The following is a 19000-nucleotide window of genomic DNA, read 5'->3' as shown; positions in this document are numbered from 1 at the left end:
GTGGCGCTGGCCATGCCGCTGATCGAGCGCGCGGACCGGGTGACGATCCTGACGGCCGGGACGATCGAGCACACGGCCACGCCCGAGGAGTTCCAGATATATCTCGCACAGCGCGGCATTACCGCTCAGATCCATGCCTTCGAGCGCAGCGGCAATGTCGGGCGCATGTTGTTGCAGAAATGCTCGGAGACGGGTGCGAACATGCTGATCACGGGGGCCTATCACGACAGTTATGAGCGGGAGACCCTTCTTGGCGGAAATTCCGCTACCATCGTGGCCGAGGCCGCGATTCCCGTGGTCATGGTGCATTGAGGGGAAGAGCAGGACGACGGAGTTTTCCGAACACAGGCACAGAAGGATCAAAGGAAGACTCACCACAGGCTTCGTTGCGCGCCGGACGGCCGAGGAGGGCCAAAGCGCGCCGGATCCATACCAAACCTGACCGGCTATCGGTCATCAACGGGAGGAAGACAATGAATATGCTGAAAACTTTGGCAATCGGTATCGCCGCCTTGGGGCTTTCCGCGCCGGCGGCCATGGCGGAATGGCAGCCGCGCAAGCCGGTCGATTTCGTCATCATGGCGGGACCGGGCGGCGGCGCGGACCAGATCGCCCGCTTCATTCAGTCGGTGGTCGAGAAGAAGGACATGACCAGCCGTCCGCTGATCCCCAACAACAAGGGCGGCGGCTCCGGTGCCGAATCCCTGATCTGGCTCAACAGCGCGAGCGACCCCGATCACACCCTTCTCGTGACGCTCAACTCGTTCTTCGCCACGCCGATCCGGCAGCCTGACCTCGGCATCGACATCCAGACCTTTACCCCGGTTGCGATGATGGGTGTCGATCCGTTCGCGCTCTGGGTTCACAAGGATAGCGGCATCGAAACGTTCGAGCAGTGGCTGGAGACGGTCAAGGCGGCGGATGGCGAGTATGTCGTCGGCGGGACCGGCACCGGGCAGGAAGACAGCATCGTCTTTGCCTATCTGAGCAATGCCTACGGTCTCAAGCTCAAGTATATCCCCTTCGACGGCGGCGGCGCGGTCGCGGCGGCGCTTGCCGGTCAGCAGATCATGGCAACGGTGAACAACCCGGCAGAGGCGCGCGGTTTCTTCCAGTCGGGCGATGTGCGGCCGCTGCTGGTCTTCTCCGACGAACAGATGGACGCCTATCCCGGCATCCCGACGCTCAAGGAAAAGGGCCATGACTTCAGCTACTACAACCAGCGGGCCGTTGTCGGCGCGCCGGGCATGTCGGATGAGGCCGCCGCCTACTATCAGGCGCTGTTCGCCGACATCTACAACACCGAGGAATGGCAGGGCTATCTCGAAAAAGAGTCGCTCTCGCCGCTCTGGATGGATGCCGACCAACAGCGTGGCTACTGGAAGGTGCAGGTCGAGAACCACACCGAACTTCTGTCCGGCATGAAGTGATCCGCCGCAAGGTATGATGAAACGAGGGAGGGCTGACAAATGCGTGTTGGCGAAATAGTGACGGCGGGCGTGCTGGCCCTCCTTTCCATCTACCTGATGTACAAGGCATCCGCGAACGGGATCGGGTATACGCGGGGAAGCGGTCCCCAGGGCGGTTTCTGGCCATTCTGGCTGTCGGTCGGGATGCTGATCTCCACGGGATTTGTCGCGCTCAACTGGGTGCGGCAGGTGTCGCCGCAATCGCGCTCGCAAGAGCCGGTGCTCGACAGCTTCGGCGTCAAGACGCTGCTGCTTGTCGGGGGCGGGATCGTGGGCTTTGTCGCGCTCATCGACATCGTGTCGATGTATGGGGCCATCGCGGTTTTCCTGCTCTATTATCTCAAACTGCTTGGTCAGCACAGTTGGCGGCTGACCTTGCCGATGGTGCTGCTGTTCCCGCTCGGGCTGTTCTTCTTCTTCGAGGGGCTCATGCAGATCAGCATGCCCACGGGGCTGAGCTTTACCGACCCGGTCTTCAACGTCCTCTACGACATCATTTACTGAGCCGTCCACGGCGCAGCTGACACAAGGGCGATAACCAAGCCATGGAAATTCTATCCCTACTGGGCGACGGTATGCTGGTCGCCATCCAGCCCCTGAACCTCTTGCTGATCCTGATCGGTGTGACGCTCGGTCTCTTCATCGGGGCGATGCCCGGTCTGGGATCGGTCAACGGGGTTGCGATCCTCTTGCCGGTGACGTTTCTGGTGCCGCCCGGCTCGGCGATCATATTCCTCGCGGCGATCTACTATGGCGCGATGTATGGCGGGGCGATCTCGTCGATCACGCTGGGCATTCCCGGTGCATCCACGGCGGTGGCCACCACCTTCGACGGTCGGCCGCTGGCGATGATGGGCAAGGCGCGCCTTGCGCTGGTTGCGGCCGCCTTCGGCTCCTTCATCGGCGGCACGGTATCGAACCTGCTCTTTACCGGGTTCGCGCCCCTGCTGGCGACGGTTGCGCTCAGTTTCGGCCCGCCCGAGATTTTCGCGCTCATGCTGCTGGCCTTCGCGACCTTCGTGGGGCTTGGCGGCGACGACATCGCCAAGACGGTCTTTTCGATCTGCTTCGGTCTGGTGCTGGCCACGGTCGGCTTTGACCAGGTCTCGGGCGCGCCCCGGCTTCTGCTCTTCGACCTCAAGGGGTTCCTCGGCGGGATCAGCTTTCTGGTGCTGGCCATCGGCGTCTACGGCATCGGCGAGATGCTCTGGACGCTGGAGAGCACGCGCGGCAAGATCACCACGACGAATGCGGACATGTCGGTCAAGGGGATTGTCGAGGATATCGGCGAGACCGCCCGCAAAGGCTGGAAAGGCACGGCGATCGGATCGTTTCTCGGTTTCTTCGTAGGGGTGCTTCCGGCGGCTGGCGCGACGCCCGCCTCGCTCATGTCCTATGCGATCACCAAGATGGTGTCGAAGAACAAGCATGAATTCGGCAAGGGCCATGTCGGTGGCGTGACCGCCCCCGAGGCGGGGAACAACTCGGCCTCGACCGGCTCCATGCTGCCGATGCTGACGCTTGGCATTCCCGGCTCTCCGACCACGGCCATTCTTCTGGGCGGCATGGTGATCTGGGGCCTGACACCGGGTCCGCGCCTCTTTGTCGAGGAGGCGGATTTCGTCTGGGGGCTGATCGGGTCTTTCTATGTGTCGAACGTCTTTGCCCTCTTGGTGAACATATCCGCCATTCCGCTCTTCATCTGGATGCTGCGGATGCCGTTCACCGTGCTGGCACCGGTGATATTCGTGCTGTCGATCGTGGGCGGCTATGCCGCCATGCAGGACATGTTCGATATCTGGCTGATCCTGGTCTTCGGCTTCGGGGCGTTCTTCCTGCGGAAGTTCGATTATCCGCTGGCACCGGCGGTTCTGGCCATCGTGCTCGGGCCGATTGCCGAGCCGACCCTGCGCCAGTCGTTGCTGCTGTCCTCGGGCGATCCGTCGATCTTCTTTACCCGCCCGATCTCGATGCCGATCATGGTGACCGCGATCATCCTGATCCTGTTGCCGGCGCTGAAATATCTGCGCCCGCGCCGATCCCGCGCGGCGGAGTAAGGGGCAAAAGACGCGAAAGGGGGCCAACCGGCCCCCTTTCAGCTTTCATAGCGGGTGCTGCCGCGCCGGTTCTCGTCCATCGGCAATTCCATCAGCAGCGGCTGATGCGCGCGCTGCGAGCAGGCCTGACGCGGGCAGAGATTGCAATTCAGACCGATGGGCGCATAGAGCTTGGGATCGTCGAAATTGTAGCTCGACGCGTAGCGCAGGCGCGGCGCGAATTTCGCCTCGCAGCCAAGCGCAAGCGTCAGGCGGCGGTCTTGCGTCTCTTCGCTGAACACCGGGCGATGCACGGTGCGGCTGACGGTGAAATAACGCGCGCCATCGGGCATCTCCACGAATTGCGGCATGATCACACCCGGCGTGTAGAAGGCGGTATGGATGTTCCAGACCGGGCAGGAGCCGCCATATTCCGCAAGATGAAACGAGGTCGAGTTGAACCGTTTGGTGACATTGCCCGCCTTGTCGATGCGCAGGAAGAAGAACGGCACCCCGCGCGCGCCGTCGCGTTGCAGGGTGGTCAGGCGCTGACACACCTGCTCGAAGGAGGTGCTGAACACCGCCGCGATCCGGTCGATGTCATAGCGCGCGTCTTCGGCCTCGCGCAGAAAGGCGTCATAGGGCATCAGGAGCGCGGCGGCGAAGTAATTGGCCAGTTCCACCCGCAGCCGTGCCAGCGCAGGGAGCGACGCGAGGCCGCTGCGCCGGACGATTCCGGACAGGACATCGGGATATTCGACCAGACACAGCACATGGGCGAGTTGAAAGACGCGATTGGCGGTGTTGAGCGCCTGGGACAGATAAACGACCCGCGCGTCTTCGTCGTAATAGCGCAGCGCATCGCCAAGATGCCCGATCTTGCGAATGTGCGTGGTGACACCGTGGCGCTGTTCCAGCCGTTGCCGCAAGGCAAAGAAGCGGTCCTCGGGTGCTGCGAAATCGGCGGGCGCGGCCGCCTCCGCCGCCTGTTCCAGATCGGGAAAGTGATTGCCGTGATCACGAAAGAAATTGTGGATCACGGTTTCGGGCGACATGCGCAAAAGCTCGTCCGAGCCGCTTTCCCCCGCCAGGCTCAGAATTTTTTCCAGGGCCGTGCGATGGGCCGCGTGCAGGTCCAGAAAACGATCAACCAGGCGGGGCGCATGATCGACCGCCCCGCGCAATTCCTGAATATCGGGCTGATCACCGGCAAAGACCGGGTCGCGCAGCGCATTGCGCAGATCGGCCACGCGGCGCGCGCTCTCGTCGCGCGACAGTTCGCGCCAATCGACGGCATAGACCTCGGCGATGCGCATGAGAAGCTGCACCGAGAGGCTGCGCTGATTGTTTTCCAGGAGGTTGATATAGGATGCGCTCACGCCCAGTTTCCCGGCCATTTCGGCCTGTGTCTGTCCCCGGTCACGCCGCAACTGGCGCAGTTGCGGGCCGATCAGTGTCTTTGCCACGTCATGCCTCTCACAACATTACAAAAAGAACCATAGTAATGTTTACCTCATACACATTGACATAAATTTCGTGGAGGAATCAAGCCGTCCGGGTATAGTGTCGCAAATCTTCAGACCCCACAGCATTCTCCGGAAAGGCCGAACATGACCTATCGCATCGTAATCCTCGGCGCCTCCTATGGCTCGCTTCTTGGCACCAAGCTCTTGATGGCGGGACAGGATGTGACGCTGGTCTGCCGTCAGGCGACGGCGGACCTGATCAATGCCGAGGGCACGGATGTGCGCATCAAGCTGCGCGACGAGGAGGAGCATCGGTCGTTTCGCTCGGATGACCTGCCCGGCACATTGAACGCTCTGGCACCCGAGGACGTGAACCCCGCCGATTACGATATGGTGGCGCTGGCCATGTCGGAACCGCAATATTGCGCCGACACCATCGTCGATCTCTTGGGCCGGATCGCCGCTGCGGGCACCCCGTGCCTGTCGATCATGAACATGCCGCCGCTGCCCTATCTGCGCCGGATCGAGGCGCTCGACACATCGCGCCTCGAGGCCGCCTATACCTGCCCCAAGGCCTGGGCCGGGTTCCGTCCCGGCACCGTCACCCTGTGCAGCCCCGATCCGCAGGCTTACCGCGTGCCCGACGAGGGGCCGAACACGCTGCATGTCGGCCTGCCCACCAATTTCAAGGCCGCCCCCTTCGAGGATGAGGCCCACACCCGCATCCTGCGCGATCTGGAGAGCGCGATCGACGCGGTCACGGTGGACGGCAAGGATGTGCCGGTCAAGCTGCGCGTCTTCGACTCGCTGTTCGTTCCCTTTGCCAAATGGAGCATGTTGCTGACCGGGAATTACCGCTGCGTGCTTCCCGAGGGCGCGCGCGCCATCAAGGAGGCCGTGCATGGCGATCCTGCCCTGTCAGAGCGGATTTACAGCACCGTGGATGAGGTGGTGCGCCGCCTTGGAGCCGATGCGGGCGATGCGGTGCCGTTCGAGAAATACGCGACTGCGGCCAACGGGCTGCTCAAGCCATCCTCTGCCGCCCGCGCCATCGAGGGCGGCGCTGACCGCATCGAGCGGGTCGATATGCTGGTCAAGCTCATCGCGGAACAGCAGGGGGTGGATACGGTCGAATTTGCGGGCATCGTGGAGACCGTCAATGCGCGACTGCACGCGAACGCCCGTTCCGCCGCGTGATCCGGGGCAGGGGTCAGGGCCCTTTGCGGCCCTGACAGCATGGCTCAGATCGTGTCGCGCAGGCCGTATTTGCGCGCGACACCGGGGATGATCTCGTCGCGCGTGAGGCCGATATCGAGGAGCGTCTCATCGCTGAGGCGCATCATCGTCTCGACTTCGCGCGCCATGCGGTTGGCCTCGATGATCGACCGGAAAAAGAATCCGATGGCCCGGAGCGGCGCAGTTGCGATTTGCGCCACGCCGATAGAGGTCGCGGCACTGTGGCCGGTATGGGATGAGTAGGTCATGATCTGGCGTTCCCTGGATCGCTGCGCTTGCATCATATGTATACTGCGGCGCAGCATTCTGCCATGTGGGCAGGTGCAAATCGGCGTTGCGTCAGTCACATGGCTGGTGTCGTTCCCCGGACGGGGCAGACCGGTGCCGAGTCAGATCGGCAGATAGTCCACCGCCTCGCCCGTCTCGCGCGCCGGATCGTGGGGCGGGCGCACAAGAAGCGCGTCGGCATGGGCAAGGATGCTCAGGAGCGAACTGTCCTGCCGGTCCTCGGCGGTGATCCCCTCGGGGCCGACCCGCGCGCGCATGTAATGCTCGCGCGGGCCATTGGCGGGCAGGGGGCTGGCGAGACGCGCCGTCAGGCGCGGCGCGCGCGCTGCCCCAAGCCCCTGCATCGCGGCGAGCATCGGCGCGATGAAGACCTGCCCGCAGACCATGGCCGAGACCGGGTTGCCCGGCAGTCCGATCATCGCCGCAGCGCCCATCCGGCCCGCCATCAGCGGCTTGCCGGGGCGCATGGCCACCTTGTAGAAATCCCGCTCCAGCCCCAGTTCCGGCCCCAGCCGCGCCACCAGATCGTGATCGCCCACCGAGGCCCCGCCAATCGTCACGATCAGGTCATTGCCCGCCGCCAGCCCGAGCACGGTCTCGAGCGAGGCGCGCGTGTCGCGCGCAATCGGCAAGAGCCGCGCCACGGCCCCATGGCTCTCAAGGAGCGCCTTGAGGCCGAAACCGTTGGAGGCCACGATCTGATCGGGGCCGGGGGCCTCTCCGGGCATCACCAATTCGTCGCCCGTGGCGACAAGCGCCACCCCGGGGCGGCGATGCACCGGCACGCGGGCGATATTCATCGAAGCCAGCAGTGCCAGATCGGCGGGGCGCAGGCGGCGCGGCGCGGGAATCGTCTCTCCTTTGCGAAAATCACCGCCCAAGGGGCGAATATTGTCGCCAGAGCCGATATTTTCGCCAAGCGTAATCCGGTCGCCCGCGCGCGTCACATCCTCTTGCATGATCACGCGGGTGGCACCGTCGGGCACCGGCGCACCGGTGAATATCCGCACCGCCTCGCCCGCACCAACGCGGCCGCCGAAGCCATGCCCCGCCGCCGCCTCGCCGATAACGGTCAGCACCGCGCCGGGGGCAGGGTCATCGGCAATCGCATAGCCATCCATCGCCGAGGCCGCAAAGGGTGGCTGATCGCGCCCCGCCGCCACGTCGCGCGCCAGCACCCGGCCCGCCGCCTGCGCGAGCGGTACCTCCTCCACCTCCGTCGGGCTGACAAGGGCGAAGAGCGCGGCGAGAGCCTCGTCAACCGATATCATGACGCCTCATACCGCCCCGACTTGCCGCCGTCCTTCAGCAGCAGCCGGATGCCGCCCATCTCCATCGCCTTGTCCACTGCCTTGGCCATGTCATAGACCGTGAGCGCCGCGACCGAGACCGCCGTCAGCGCCTCCATTTCCACCCCCGTTTGGCCCGAGGTCTTGACCGTCGCCTCGATCCGCACGCCGGGCAGGTCCGGGTCAAGGGTCAGATCCACCGCCACCTTGGTGACGGGCAGCGGATGGCAGAGCGGGATGAGATCGGGCGTCTTCTTCGCGCCCATGATCCCGGCCAGCCGCGCGACCGAGAGCACATCGCCCTTTTTCGCGCGCCCCTCGGCGATGATGTCATAGGTGGCGCGCGCCATGCGCACATGGCCCTCGGCGACGGCCATGCGATCGGTCACGGGCTTGTCCGAGACATCGACCATATGGGCATGACCCTGCGTGTCGAAATGGCTGAGCCTCGCCATTCAGAACCCCCCGGCAGTCAGCGGATTGGCGAGCAGGGCGCGCGTTGCCGCTGCCACGTCCTCGGCGCGCATCAGCGTCTCGCCGATGAGAAACGCCCGCGCGCCATAACGGGCCATCTCGGCCAGATCGTCGGGCGTGGCCAGCCCGCTCTCGGAGACGATCATGCGCTCGGGGGGGACGAATTTCGACAGGTTGCGGGTGGTGTCGAGCGAGGTCTCGAACGTGTTGAGATCACGGTTGTTGATGCCGATCATCATGGATTTGAGCGCGCCCGCGCGGTCAAGCTCCTCGCGGTTGTGCACCTCGATGAGCGCGTCCATGCCCCACGCCGTCGCCGCCTCTTCAAGCTCGGCGGCCTGCGCGTCCGAGACGCTCGCCATGATGATGAGGATGCAATCGGCCCCCCAGGCGCGCGCCTCGGCGACCTGATAGGGATCATACATGAAATCCTTGCGCAGCACGGGCAGGTTACAGGCGGCGCGGGCCTGTCTGAGATAGTCGGGCGCGCCCTGAAAGCTCGGGGTATCGGTCAGAACGGACAGGCACGCGGCCCCGCCCTCGGCATAGGCTTGCGCCAGTGCGGCGGGGTCGAAATCGGCCCGGATGAGACCCTTTGACGGACTTGCCTTCTTGATCTCGGCAATGAGGCCATAGCCGTTTTTCGACGCCTTCAGCAGCGCGTCGGCGAAGGGGCGCACGGGCGGGGCCTCGCGCGCCAGCGCCTCCACCTCGTCAAGCGGGCGCTCGGCGCGGGCGGCTTCGATTTCTTCCAGCTTGTAGGCCTTGATCTTTTCCAGAATGGTCGGGGTGCTCATGTGGCCTCCGATGTCAGTTTCGCCAAAGCGGTCAGCCGCGCGCGCGCGGCACCTGAGTCGATGCTTTCGGCGGCCATGGCCACGCCCTCGCGCAGATTGCCCGCGCGCCCCGCCACGGTCAACGCGGCGGCGGCATTGAGAAGCACCGCATCACGGTAGGCCCCCGGCGCACCATCGAGCAACCCCGAGAGGGCGACGGCATTCTGCTCGGGCGATCCGCCAAGAATGGCCTCGAACGGATGGACCGGCAGGCCGAAATCCTCCGGGTGCAGTTCCGCCTCGCGGATGGAGCCATCTTCCTCCAGCGCGGCCAGCCATGTCATCCCGGTGATGGTCATCTCGTCGGTGCCGTCAGAGCCATGCACCAGCCAGGCGCGCTCTGACCCCAACTGCCCCAGCGTCTCGGCCATGGGCCGGATCAGATCGCGCGAGAACGCCCCGGTGAGTTGCCGCTTGACCCCCGCCGGATTGGTCAGCGGCCCGAGGATGTTGAAGATCGTGCGCGTGCCAAGCTCGGCGCGCACCGGGCCGACATGGGCCATCGCCGGATGGTGCATGGGCGCCATCATGAAGGCGATGCCGACCTCGGCCAGCACCTTTTCCACCGCCTCGGGCCCCAGCATCACTTTGACGCCAAGCGCCGTGAGCGCATCGGCCGCACCGGATTTGGACGAGAGGTTGCGGTTGCCGTGCTTGGCCACCACCACGCCCGCCCCCGCCACCACCAGCGCCGTCGCGGTCGAGATGTTGAGCGTGCCCTTGCCGTCGCCCCCCGTTCCCACGATGTCCATCGCCCCTTCGGGTGCGCGCACGCGGTGGCATTTGGCGCGCATCACGGTGGCGGCGGCGGCGTATTCGTCCACCGTCTCGCCGCGCGTCCGCAGCGCCATGAGAAAGCCCCCCGTCTGTGCGGGCGTGGCCTCTCCGGCAAAGAGGATTTCAAACGCGGCCTCCGCCTCGGGGCGGGTCAGAGCGCGGTCGGCTGCGGTGCCGATGAGGGCGCGGATATCGCTCATGCGGGCACCGTCATGCGATCGAGGAAATTCTTCAACAGCGCATGACCGTGCTGCGAGGCGATGGATTCAGGATGAAACTGAACGCCGTGGATCTCGTGCTCGCGGTGGCGCAGCCCCATGATCGTGCCGTCGCCGAGTTCGGCGGTGATCTCCAGACACGCGGGCAGGCTCTCGCGCTCCACCACCAGCGAGTGATAGCGCGTTGCCTCGAAGGGTGAGGGCAGGCCCGCGAACACGCTTTTGCCGGTATGGTGGATCACGCCCATCTTGCCATGCACGATCTCGGAATGGCGCACCACCCGCCCGCCGAAGGCCTGCCCGATGGTCTGATGCCCGAGGCACACGCCCAGAAGCGGGATCCCCGCCTCGGCGGCGGCCAGCGTCAGCGGCAGGCAAATCCCGGCCTGATCGGGGTCGCACGGCCCCGGAGAGAGGAGAATACCGGCAGGCCGCAGCGCCATCGCCGCCTGCACATCGAGCGCATCGTTGCGGATGACGAGGGTCTCGGCCCCCAATTCGCCCACGTAATGCACGAGATTGTAGGTGAAACTGTCGTAATTGTCGATCAAGAGCAACATCTGTGCCTGTCCTTCGGTCAAGGGGGCTGTTGGCCTCGGGGCCGGTCGGAGTATACTTGTTCAGGCTTGCGCGGCACCGTCAAGGGGCGCTAGGCCGGAATGACGGCAAACGGGCAGAGACCACGGGGGCAAGGCAGTGATACGCGGGGCATTGGCAGGAATGGTGACGGGGCTGGCCTTGTCGGGTCTGGTTCTGGGCACGGTATCGGTGGTCAGCGATCTGGCCGACATGGCGGCGGTGCGCGAAACGGCACCCGAGGCGCGTGCGGTCGAGGTGCCGCCCGGCTCGGGCTTCGATGCGGTGCGCGAAGACCGCGAAGCGGCGTTGCCGGGTGTGACCGAAGGCCCGGCGCAAGGGGGCGCGCCGCGTGTCGAGGACCCCGGCCGCGACGATCTCGGCCCGCTCGCCGGGGCCGACACCGCGCCCGTGGCCGTGCCTGATACGGGGACAGTGGGCACGCTTGGCGCGCCGCCAGAGGGCGCGCCGGCAGAGGGCCGTGTCGCGGTGGGCAGTGACAGCCCGGTTCTGCCCGCGCCACAGGCCGCGGCCCCCGCCCGGCCAGAGGGTGAGGCGCGGCTTGTCATCTCGACCGATCCCGCACAGCCCCCCGCGCCCGATCCGGGAGAGCTGGATGCGGGGCTAGCCGCGCCCCAGCCGCCAACCCCGCAGGACGCCCCCCGGCAGGAGGCGGCAACGGCCCCCGACGTGCAGACCGAGATCACCGAACCCGTGGCTCCCGCCGACGAGGCGGATGACGGGCGAGACAGCGTCGCCGCGCAGGTGCCGCCCGCCGAAGACGCCCCTGACACGCGGCAAGCGGTGATCGAACCGGTCGCCCCCGATGAGGGCGCGCCCGCGCCCGAGGCGGTGCCCGCGTCGCCGCGCCTTGCGCCATCGGACACGCTTGGCAATCGCGCGGAGGGCGTGACCGTGGGCCGCCTGCCGCGCATCGGTGACGCCCCCGAAGCGCCCGAGACAGCCGCCGGGACCGCCGAGGCCGAGACCGCCGAGACTGGCCCCGACGGGCCCGAAGCGCCCGAGGGTGCGCTGCGCCGCAACGCCGTGGCCTTCGATCCGCCTGCGGACAGGCCGCTCATGGCCATCGTCCTGCTCGACGAGGGGCAGGGCACGCTGGGGCTGGAGGCGTTGCAGGCGTTTCCCTATCCGCTGAGCTTTGCCATCCCCGCCAGCCGCCCGGATGCGGCGGAAGCCGCTGCGCGCTATCGCGATGCGGGTTTCGAGGTGCTCATCGCCGCGGACCTGCCCGAGAGCGCCACCGCCGCCGACGCCGAGACCGCCATGCAGGCATGGCTTGCCGCGCTGCCGCAGGCGGTGGCGGTGATCGAGGGCACGGGCACCGGGCTTCAGGGTAGCCGCGAGGCGAGCGCGCAGCTTGCCCCGATCCTGAGCGAGACGGGGCATGGCATCGTCATGCTGCCCAATGGCCTCAACACCGCGCAGAAACTCATCGCGCGCGAGGGGGTGCCCTCGGCGACGCTCTTCCGCGATATCGACGGGCAGGGGCAGAATGCGGGCGCGGTTCGGCGGTTCCTCGATCAGGGGGCGATGCGCGCGGGCCAGCAGGACGAAGGCGTGATCATGCTGGGCCGCGTGCGCCCCGACACCATCAGCGCCCTGTTGCTCTGGGGCTTGCAGGACCGCGCGGCCAGCGTGGCGCTCGCGCCGGTCTCGGCGGTTCTGGCCACGCCATAGCTGGTTAACCGCGCCGTGCCGCGCTATGCTGCGCCGCAGAAATGGCGGGGTGCGGCATGGCGGTTCTTCTCATCCTTGTGGCGCTTGGCCTCCTGATCGCGGGGGCCTGGGCGGGGATCTCGGTGCTGGTGCTGGCACCGGTTCTGGCGGCGCTGGCGGCGGCGCTGTCGGGCGCGCCGGTGCTGGCGGGCTATACGCAAATTTTCATGCAGGCAGCGGGGGGCTTTGTGGTGGCCTTCTTTCCGCTCTTCCTGCTGGGTGCGCTCTTTGGCCGGGTGATGGAGGTGTCGGGCGCGGCGGACCGCATCGCCACGGCCATCGCGGGCGCGCTTGGCGCGGGCAATGCCATTCTGGCGCTGGTGCTGGCCTGCGCGGTGCTGACCTATGGCGGCGTGTCGCTTTTCGTGGTGGCCTTTGCCGCCTGGCCGCTGGCGCGCGCGCTCTTCGCCGAGACGGGGGTGCCCGCGCGGCTCATTCCGGCGACCATCGCGCTGGGCGCGTTCACCTTTACCATGACGGCGCTGCCCGGCACGCCTTCGATCCAGAACGCGATCCCGATGGCCACTTTCGGCACCACGCCTTTTGCGGCCCCGGTTCTGGGGATCGTCGCGGCGCTCGTCATGCTGGGGTTCGGCATGGTCTGGCTGCGGTTGCGCGCGCACTGGCTGGCGGGCGAAGAGGCCCCCACGCGGCCCGGGGATGACGGGGTTCGGGACAGGCTGCCGCTCTGGCGCGCGGCGCTGCCGATCCTGTCCGTAGCGGTGGTGACGCTCGCCATGGGCGCGGCCGTCCTGCCCGCGCTCGACACCGGCTATCTGGCGCGCCCGCTTTATGGCGCGACCGACCTGGCGCGGGTCAAGGGCCTGTGGTCGGTGATCGCGGCGCTCACGGTGGCGCTGGTGCTGGCGCTTCTCTTCACGCGCCCGCCCAAGGTGATGCAGGCGCTCAACAAGGGCGCCGAGTCCGCGCTCCTGCCGCTTTTCAATACCGCGAGCCTGGTGGGCTTTGGCGCGGTGATCGCCACCCTGCCGGGGTTCGAGGTCTTGCGGGCAAGCCTTGACGGGCTCTCGGGTGGCAATGTGCTGGTCGCGGCCGCGCTGTCGTCAAGCGCGCTGGCCGGGATCACCGGCTCGGCCTCGGGCGGCATGTCGATCGCGCTCGATGCGCTTGGGCTCTCGATGCTGGCCGAGGCGGCGGCGCAGGGGGTCGATCCGGCGCTTCTGCACCGGGTGGTGGCGGTGGCGACCGGGGGGCTGGATACCCTGCCGCATAACGGCGCGGTGATTACGCTGCTGGGGATTTGCGGGATGACGCACCGGCAGGCCTATGGCGATATCTTCATGGTCGCCGTGATCGGCCCGGTGCTGGCCTGTGGGATGATCATCGCTCTGGGCACCGTGCTGGGCGCGGTGTGAGTCAGCGCAGCCTGGGCACGCCGCCGGGATGGGTGCTGCGATCCACCACGCCCGCGCGCAAGCTGCGGCCGATGCGGTGCGCCAGTTCCGACCAGGCGGCGGCCTGATCGGGCGAAAGCTCGCGCGCCAGAACGCTGTCGAAGAGTGCCAGCCAGGTCGAGAACATGCCCGGCTGCACATTGCGCGCGTTGACATGTGCCGCCATCGGAGAGCCGTCATAACAGCGTTCGTGCAGGATCGAATTGGCCCAGAAATCGGTGATCTTCGCCTCATGCGCGGGCCAGTCGGTGACGTGGACGGCAAAAACCGGCCCGAGGCCGGGATGGGCGCGCACGGCGGCGTAGAAGGCCGCGACCACGCGCGCGATCTCTGCGCGGGTGACGGGGAAACGCGGGGGCAGGGCGATGCTCATGGTCCCGAGATGCGACAGCGCCCGCGCACATGCAAGAGGGCGTCCCGCCGCATGGCGGCCACGTCCGAAATCTTCAAAAGATTTCGGACCGCTTTCTTTTCAAGAAAGCGGGGGCCCGCGCCCTCTGGACGGCTGCCGGGTGCGCGCCTATAAGGCGGGCCATGACGCTTGATGCCGCGATCATCATTCGAATTACATGCCCGGCGCTCTGACCAGATCGAGCCGCCGGGACAAGGCGTTTGAGCCATCGCGCCGCGTCTCATCGCAAAATCCCCGGACCTGACGAAGGACGCCCCCATGTGCGCCGACCTGCCCGACTACAAGGACACGCTCAACCTGCCCGAAACCGATTTCCCGATGCGTGCGGGCCTTCCCGCGCGCGAGCCTGACTGGCTGGCGCGCTGGGCGCGGATCGGGGTGTATGAAAAGCTGCGGGAGAACGCGTCGGGGCGGATTCCCTTTACCCTGCACGATGGCCCGCCCTACGCCAACGGCCATTTGCATATCGGTCACGCGCTGAACAAGATCCTCAAGGACATGGTGGTGCGCTCGCAGCAGATGATGGGCCGCGACGCGCGCTATATCCCCGGCTGGGATTGCCACGGGTTGCCCATCGAGTGGAAGATCGAAGAGCAATACCGCGCCAAGGGGCGCAACAAGGACGAGGTGGATATCGTCGATTTCCGTCAGGAATGCCGGAAATTTGCCGAGGGCTGGATCGACATCCAGCGCGAGGAATTCAAGCGGCTGGGCATCACCGGCGCATGGGACCGCCCGTATCTCACGATGGATTTCCGCGCCGAGCGGATCATCGCGGAGGAGTTCCAGAAATTCCTGATGACGGGCACTTTGTATCAGGGCTCCAAACCGGTGATGTGGTCGCCCGTGGAAAAGACCGCGCTGGCCGAGGCGGAGGTGGAATATCACGACAAGGAGAGTTTCACGGTCTGGGTGAAGTTTGCCGTGGCCAAGGGGCACGGCAACCCCGGTCTTGAACCGGGGTCTCCTGAAACCGGATCAGAGGTCCCTGGTCAGGCCCGGGACGGGCTGGTCGGCGCGCATGTGGTGATCTGGACCACCACGCCCTGGACCCTCCCCTCCAACAAGGCCGTCGTTTACGGTTCTGAAATCTCTTACGGGCTATACGAGGTTACGGCCACGCCCGCAGAGTGCTGGGCCACGGCTGGTGAGCGGTATCTCTTGGCGGATAATCTGGCGGAGGATGTGATGACACGCGCGCGGCTGGAGGAGGGGATGTATACCCGCCTGCGCGGGGTGAGCGCGGATGAATTGGCTGGCCTGTCGCTGCAACACCCGCTGGCGGGAGCCGAGGGAGGAATGGGCGAATGGGACGCCCCCCGCGATTTCCGCGCCGCTGATTTTGTCACCGACGAGGAAGGCACCGGCTTCGTGCATTGCGCGCCGTCGCACGGGATGGAGGAATACGAACTTTACCGCGATCTCGGCATGCTGGATCAGGTCATCACCTATAACGTGATGGATGACGGCTCGTTCCGCCCCGACCTGCCGTTTTTCGGCGGCAAGTTCATCCTTGATCGCAAGGGGAAAGAGGGCAATGCCAACAAGGCCGTGATCGACAAGCTGATCGAGGTGGGCGGGCTGCTCGCGCGCGGCAAGATCAAGCACAGCTATCCGCATAGCTGGCGCTCCAAGGCCCCCGTGATCTACCGCAACACGCCGCAATGGTTCGCGGCCATTGACCGGCCCGTGGGCGACGGGCAGGACCAATACGGCACCACGATCCGCGAGCGCGCGCTGCGGTCCATCGACGAGCTGGTGACGTGGACGCCCAAGACCGGGCGCAACCGGCTCTATTCGATGATCGAGGCACGGCCCGATTGGGTGCTCTCGCGCCAGCGGGCCTGGGGCGTGCCACTCACCTGTTTTGTGAAGAGCGGCGCGCAACCCACGGATCCGGATTATCTTTTGCGCAATGAAGAGGTGAACGCCCGCATCCTCGCCGCCTTTGAGGCAGAGGGTGCCGATGCCTGGTACAAGGACGGCGCGAAAGAGCGGTTTCTATCTGGCATCGTCAACCCCGAGGACTGGACCAAGGTCGATGACATTCTCGATGTGTGGTTCGATAGCGGCTCCACCCATGCCTTCGTGCTGCGCGACCGCGCGGATGGCTCCGAGGACGGCATGGCCGATCTTTACCTTGAAGGTACCGATCAGCATCGCGGCTGGTTCCATTCCTCGATGCTGCAAGCCTGCGGCACGATGGGGCATGCGCCCTATCGCGGGGTGCTGACCCATGGATTTACCCTCGATGAGAAGGGCAACAAGATGTCCAAATCATTGGGCAATACCGTGGCCCCCGAGGCGGTGATCAAGCAATACGGTGCCGATATCCTGCGGCTCTGGGTGGCGCAGGCGGATTACACCGCCGATCTGCGCATCGGGCCGGAAATTCTCAAGGGCGTGGCCGACAGCTATCGCCGCTTGCGCAACACGATGCGATTCATGCTGGGGGCGCTCGCGCCTTTCACGGAAGCCGACCGGGTGGCACCATCGGAGATGCCCGAGCTGGAGCGTTGGGTGCTGCACCGGCTGGCAGAGCTGGATCACAAGGTGAGAAAAGGCTTCGAGACCTATGATTTCCAAGGGGTTTTTCAGCAGATATTCAACTTCTGCACCCTCGATCTGAGCGCCTTCTACTTCGATATCCGCAAGGATGTGCTTTATTGCGACGGCGATACCGCGCGCCGCCGCGCCGCGCGCACGGTGATGGACCTGCTCTTTCACCGGCTGACCACATGGCTCGCGCCGGTGCTGGTGTTCACGATGGAGGATGTGTGGCTCTCGCGCTTTCCCGGCGACGACGACAGCGTGCATCTGCACGACATGCCCGAGACGCCCGCCGACTGGCTCGATGAGCCGCTGGCGGCGAAATGGGCAGCGGTGCGCGCGGCGCGGCGCGTGGTGACGGCAGCACTCGAGGTGCAACGCAGCGACAAGGTGATCGGCGCGAGCCTCGAGGCGGCCCCCATCGTGCATGTGCGCGATGAAGACATGCTCAAGGCGCTGAAATCGGTGGATTTCGCCGATATCTGCATCACCTCGGACCTGATCCTGAGCGCCGATCCGCGCCCCGCCGAGGCGTTCCGCCTGCCCGAGGTCGAGATGGTCGGCGTGGTCTTCGAGCGGGCCGAGGGGGCGAAATGCCAGCGCTGCTGGAAGATCCTGCCCGATGTGGGCACGCACAAGCATCCCGGCACCTGCAAGCGGTGCTCAGACGCACTGGGCTGACGGGGGACGGGCGCATCCCGTCCCCCTGTCTTAACCGCGAATGAAGGTGCCGTTGCGCAGATCGCGCATGGCCTGGCGCAACTCCTCCTGCGTGTTCATCACGATGGGGCCGTGCCAGGCCACAGGTTCGGCAAGCGGCGCGCCGGAGACGAGCAGAAAGCGGATGCCGTCGGGGCCAGCCTCTACGGTGATTTCGTCGCCGGTGCCGAAGCGCACCAGCGTGCGGTCGCCCGAGGCGTCGCGGATATGCACCTCCTGGCCCGCCACCTCCTTTTCCAGGAGCACGCCGGTCGGGTCGGAGGCATCGGCAAAGCGCCCGCTGCCCGCGAAGATATAGGCAAAGCTGCGCCGGTAGGTATCGACCTTGATGACCTTGCGCCGCCCCGGCGGCACCGAGATGTCGAGGTATTGCGGATCGGCGGCGATACCGTCGACCGGGCCGCGCTTGCCCCAGAAACTGCCGGTGATGACGCGCGCGCGCGTGCCGTCATCGTCGGTCACCTCGGGGATGTCGGCGGCCTGCACGTCCTGATAACGTGGCGCACACATTTTTTGCGCGGCGGGCAGGTTGGCCCAGAGCTGAAACCCGTGCATCCGCCCCTGCGCGTCGCCGCGCGGCATTTCCTGATGCAGGATTCCCGACCCGGCGGTCATCCACTGCACATCGCCCGCGCCGAGCACGCCGGTATTGCCAAGGCTGTCGCCATGATCGACCTCACCGGCCAGCACATAGGTAATGGTCTCGATCCCGCGATGGGGATGCCACGGAAAGCCCTTGGCATAGCGTGCGGGGTCGTCGTTGCGGAAATCGTCGAAGAGCAGGAAGGGGTCAAGCTCTGTGGGCTCGTGAAAGCCGAAGGCGCGGTGCAGGTGCACGCCTGCCCCCTCCATCGTGGGGCTGGCGGCGCGGGTCTCGAGAACGGGTCTTATGGACATGGTCACTCTCCTTTCCCCGAGATATAGGGAGAGGCGCGCGGCGCGGGCAGGGGCGGCTTTGTTCGCCTGCGCAAGAGACGCTGTGCGCCGGTGTGCAAGCCGGTGCAAAAGAGGGAGAGAGCGGTGACGCAAGGGCGGATCGAGGCGGTGCTGGGCGCATCGCCGGGGCGACGGATGATCGGGGTCGGCTCGCTTGCCGGTCTTGGCGCGATCATGCTCTACATGGCGGCGGCGCTTTCGCCCGGTCTCGGCTGGCAGGCGTTTCAGGTGGCGCTCGGGTCTGTCGCGCTGTGGTGCGCACACCGTATGTGGCGCGCGACGGCCGAGCGGTTGGAACTGACCGCCGACGGACTGCGCTCGACCGACGGGCGCATCCTTGCGCCGATGGACGAGATCCTTTCGGTGGATCGCGGCGTCTTTGCCTTCAAGCCCTCGAACGGGTTCATGATCACGCTGCGCAGCAAGGGCCCCTTTGTCTGGGAGCCGGGTCTCTGGTGGCGGATCGGGCGCAGGGTGGGTGTGGGTGGTGTCACACCTGGCACCCCGGCCAAATACATGGCCGAGGTCATTCAGGCCCGGATCGACGCGCGCAAGGGCTGAACCG

General features: G+C 66.1%; 18 protein-coding genes. 9 read left to right on the top strand and 9 right to left on the bottom strand.

What is annotated here, in order from left to right:
- Window positions 1-12 precede the first annotated feature (12 nt).
- The 4 genes from ABIE57_RS07825 to ABIE57_RS07810 all read left to right on the top strand — a co-directional run bounded on the left by ABIE57_RS07825 (window position 13) and on the right by ABIE57_RS07810 (window position 3526).
- Entirely contained in the window at window positions 13-312 is a 300-nt protein-coding gene (locus tag ABIE57_RS07825; RefSeq protein ID WP_354538443.1) for a universal stress protein, read from the top strand.
- 161 nt (window positions 313-473) lie between these two features.
- Window positions 474-1430 carry a Bug family tripartite tricarboxylate transporter substrate binding protein gene (locus tag ABIE57_RS07820; RefSeq protein WP_354538442.1) on the top strand — a complete coding sequence of 319 codons (957 nt, stop codon included), beginning with the start codon at window positions 474-476 and terminating at the stop codon, window positions 1428-1430.
- A 39-nt stretch (window positions 1431-1469) separates the two neighbouring features.
- Complete coding sequence (locus ABIE57_RS07815) at window positions 1470-1973, top strand: tripartite tricarboxylate transporter TctB family protein (protein ID WP_354538441.1); 504 nt, start codon at window positions 1470-1472, stop codon at window positions 1971-1973.
- A gap of 41 nt (window positions 1974-2014) precedes the next feature.
- Window positions 2015-3526, top strand: a complete 1512-nt coding sequence (locus ABIE57_RS07810; protein ID WP_354538440.1) for a tripartite tricarboxylate transporter permease — start codon at window positions 2015-2017, stop codon at window positions 3524-3526.
- A 38-nt stretch (window positions 3527-3564) separates the two neighbouring features.
- Here ABIE57_RS07810 and ABIE57_RS07805 read toward each other — a convergent pair whose 3' ends face one another.
- A complete protein-coding gene (locus ABIE57_RS07805) occupies window positions 3565-4971 on the bottom strand; it encodes a helix-turn-helix domain-containing protein (protein WP_354538439.1) in 1407 nt (468 codons plus the stop codon).
- A gap of 144 nt (window positions 4972-5115) precedes the next feature.
- Between ABIE57_RS07805 and ABIE57_RS07800 the strand changes: the two genes are divergently transcribed.
- The gene (locus tag ABIE57_RS07800) at window positions 5116-6168 is read left to right on the top strand and encodes a ketopantoate reductase family protein (protein ID WP_354538438.1); all 1053 of its coding nucleotides are present in this window, start codon (window positions 5116-5118) and stop codon (window positions 6166-6168) included.
- Window positions 6169-6212: 44 nt separating this feature from the next.
- Here the strand turns inward: ABIE57_RS07800 and ABIE57_RS07795 are convergent, their stop codons facing one another.
- The 6 genes from ABIE57_RS07795 to ABIE57_RS07770 all read right to left on the bottom strand — a co-directional run bounded on the left by ABIE57_RS07795 (window position 6213) and on the right by ABIE57_RS07770 (window position 10649).
- Window positions 6213-6455, bottom strand: coding sequence for a DUF1127 domain-containing protein (locus ABIE57_RS07795; RefSeq protein WP_354538437.1), 243 nt, complete (start codon window positions 6453-6455; stop codon window positions 6213-6215).
- A gap of 141 nt (window positions 6456-6596) precedes the next feature.
- Complete coding sequence (locus ABIE57_RS07790; RefSeq protein WP_354538436.1) at window positions 6597-7766, bottom strand: molybdopterin molybdotransferase MoeA; 1170 nt, start codon at window positions 7764-7766, stop codon at window positions 6597-6599.
- Window positions 7763-8239, bottom strand: a complete 477-nt coding sequence (moaC, locus tag ABIE57_RS07785) for a cyclic pyranopterin monophosphate synthase MoaC (protein ID WP_354538435.1) — start codon at window positions 8237-8239, stop codon at window positions 7763-7765. Before moaC ends, ABIE57_RS07790 begins: the two co-directional genes overlap by 4 nt.
- Window positions 8240-9055 carry an indole-3-glycerol phosphate synthase TrpC gene (gene trpC, locus ABIE57_RS07780; protein ID WP_354538434.1) on the bottom strand — a complete coding sequence of 272 codons (816 nt, stop codon included), beginning with the start codon at window positions 9053-9055 and terminating at the stop codon, window positions 8240-8242.
- A complete protein-coding gene (gene trpD / locus ABIE57_RS07775; RefSeq protein WP_354538433.1) occupies window positions 9052-10071 on the bottom strand; it encodes an anthranilate phosphoribosyltransferase in 1020 nt (339 codons plus the stop codon). Before trpD ends, trpC begins: the two co-directional genes overlap by 4 nt.
- Complete coding sequence (locus ABIE57_RS07770; protein ID WP_354538432.1) at window positions 10068-10649, bottom strand: anthranilate synthase component II; 582 nt, start codon at window positions 10647-10649, stop codon at window positions 10068-10070. Before ABIE57_RS07770 ends, trpD begins: the two co-directional genes overlap by 4 nt.
- A gap of 163 nt (window positions 10650-10812) precedes the next feature.
- Between ABIE57_RS07770 and ABIE57_RS07765 the strand changes: the two genes are divergently transcribed.
- Window positions 10813-12363 carry a divergent polysaccharide deacetylase family protein gene (locus ABIE57_RS07765; protein ID WP_502950132.1) on the top strand — a complete coding sequence of 517 codons (1551 nt, stop codon included), beginning with the start codon at window positions 10813-10815 and terminating at the stop codon, window positions 12361-12363.
- Between the two features lie 56 nt (window positions 12364-12419).
- Window positions 12420-13778, top strand: a complete 1359-nt coding sequence (locus ABIE57_RS07760; protein ID WP_354538431.1) for a GntP family permease — start codon at window positions 12420-12422, stop codon at window positions 13776-13778.
- Between the two features lies 1 nt (window position 13779).
- Here the strand turns inward: ABIE57_RS07760 and ABIE57_RS07755 are convergent, their stop codons facing one another.
- Entirely contained in the window at window positions 13780-14190 is a 411-nt protein-coding gene (locus ABIE57_RS07755; RefSeq protein ID WP_354538430.1) for a group III truncated hemoglobin, read from the bottom strand.
- A gap of 297 nt (window positions 14191-14487) precedes the next feature.
- Between ABIE57_RS07755 and ileS the strand changes: the two genes are divergently transcribed.
- A complete protein-coding gene (gene ileS, locus ABIE57_RS07750; RefSeq protein WP_354538429.1) occupies window positions 14488-17460 on the top strand; it encodes an isoleucine--tRNA ligase in 2973 nt (990 codons plus the stop codon).
- 30 nt (window positions 17461-17490) lie between these two features.
- On the opposite strand, the gene ABIE57_RS07745 is transcribed toward ileS, so the two are convergent.
- On the bottom strand, window positions 17491-18396 hold the full coding sequence (locus ABIE57_RS07745) for a pirin family protein (protein ID WP_354538428.1): 906 nt from the start codon (window positions 18394-18396) through the stop codon (window positions 17491-17493).
- A 123-nt stretch (window positions 18397-18519) separates the two neighbouring features.
- Here ABIE57_RS07745 and ABIE57_RS07740 point away from each other — a divergent pair, with 123 nt between their 5' ends.
- Entirely contained in the window at window positions 18520-18996 is a 477-nt protein-coding gene (locus ABIE57_RS07740) for a hypothetical protein (RefSeq protein ID WP_354538427.1), read from the top strand.
- Window positions 18997-19000: the final 4 nt, after the last annotated feature.

It is taken from the genome of Roseovarius sp. MBR-6, from assembly GCF_040547525.1.
In the GTDB taxonomy this organism is placed as follows: Bacteria; Pseudomonadota; Alphaproteobacteria; order Rhodobacterales; family Rhodobacteraceae; genus Roseovarius.
Note: the sequence above shows the minus strand (reverse complement) of the source record. Positions and strands in the feature narration are given on the sequence as shown.

What these genes read in the sequence shown, in the direction of transcription:
- ABIE57_RS07810 (WP_354538440.1), top strand. Translation starts at nt 2,015, where the DNA reads ATGGAAATTCTATCCCTACTGGGCGACGGTATGCTGGTCGCCATCCAG.
- trpC (WP_354538434.1), bottom strand. Translation starts at nt 9,055, where the DNA reads ATGAGCACCCCGACCATTCTGGAAAAGATCAAGGCCTACAAGCTGGAA.
- moaC (WP_354538435.1), bottom strand. Translation starts at nt 8,239, where the DNA reads ATGGCGAGGCTCAGCCATTTCGACACGCAGGGTCATGCCCATATGGTC.
- trpD (WP_354538433.1), bottom strand. Translation starts at nt 10,071, where the DNA reads ATGAGCGATATCCGCGCCCTCATCGGCACCGCAGCCGACCGCGCTCTG.
- ABIE57_RS07800 (WP_354538438.1), top strand. Translation starts at nt 5,116, where the DNA reads ATGACCTATCGCATCGTAATCCTCGGCGCCTCCTATGGCTCGCTTCTT.
- ABIE57_RS07790 (WP_354538436.1), bottom strand. Translation starts at nt 7,766, where the DNA reads ATGATATCGGTTGACGAGGCTCTCGCCGCGCTCTTCGCCCTTGTCAGC.
- ABIE57_RS07825 (WP_354538443.1), top strand. Translation starts at nt 13, where the DNA reads ATGCCGCTGATCGAGCGCGCGGACCGGGTGACGATCCTGACGGCCGGG.
- ABIE57_RS07770 (WP_354538432.1), bottom strand. Translation starts at nt 10,649, where the DNA reads ATGTTGCTCTTGATCGACAATTACGACAGTTTCACCTACAATCTCGTG.
- ABIE57_RS07755 (WP_354538430.1), bottom strand. Translation starts at nt 14,190, where the DNA reads ATGAGCATCGCCCTGCCCCCGCGTTTCCCCGTCACCCGCGCAGAGATC.
- ABIE57_RS07815 (WP_354538441.1), top strand. Translation starts at nt 1,470, where the DNA reads ATGCGTGTTGGCGAAATAGTGACGGCGGGCGTGCTGGCCCTCCTTTCC.
- ABIE57_RS07820 (WP_354538442.1), top strand. Translation starts at nt 474, where the DNA reads ATGAATATGCTGAAAACTTTGGCAATCGGTATCGCCGCCTTGGGGCTT.
- ABIE57_RS07760 (WP_354538431.1), top strand. Translation starts at nt 12,420, where the DNA reads ATGGCGGTTCTTCTCATCCTTGTGGCGCTTGGCCTCCTGATCGCGGGG.
- ABIE57_RS07795 (WP_354538437.1), bottom strand. Translation starts at nt 6,455, where the DNA reads ATGACCTACTCATCCCATACCGGCCACAGTGCCGCGACCTCTATCGGC.
- ABIE57_RS07745 (WP_354538428.1), bottom strand. Translation starts at nt 18,396, where the DNA reads ATGTCCATAAGACCCGTTCTCGAGACCCGCGCCGCCAGCCCCACGATG.
- ileS (WP_354538429.1), top strand. Translation starts at nt 14,488, where the DNA reads ATGTGCGCCGACCTGCCCGACTACAAGGACACGCTCAACCTGCCCGAA.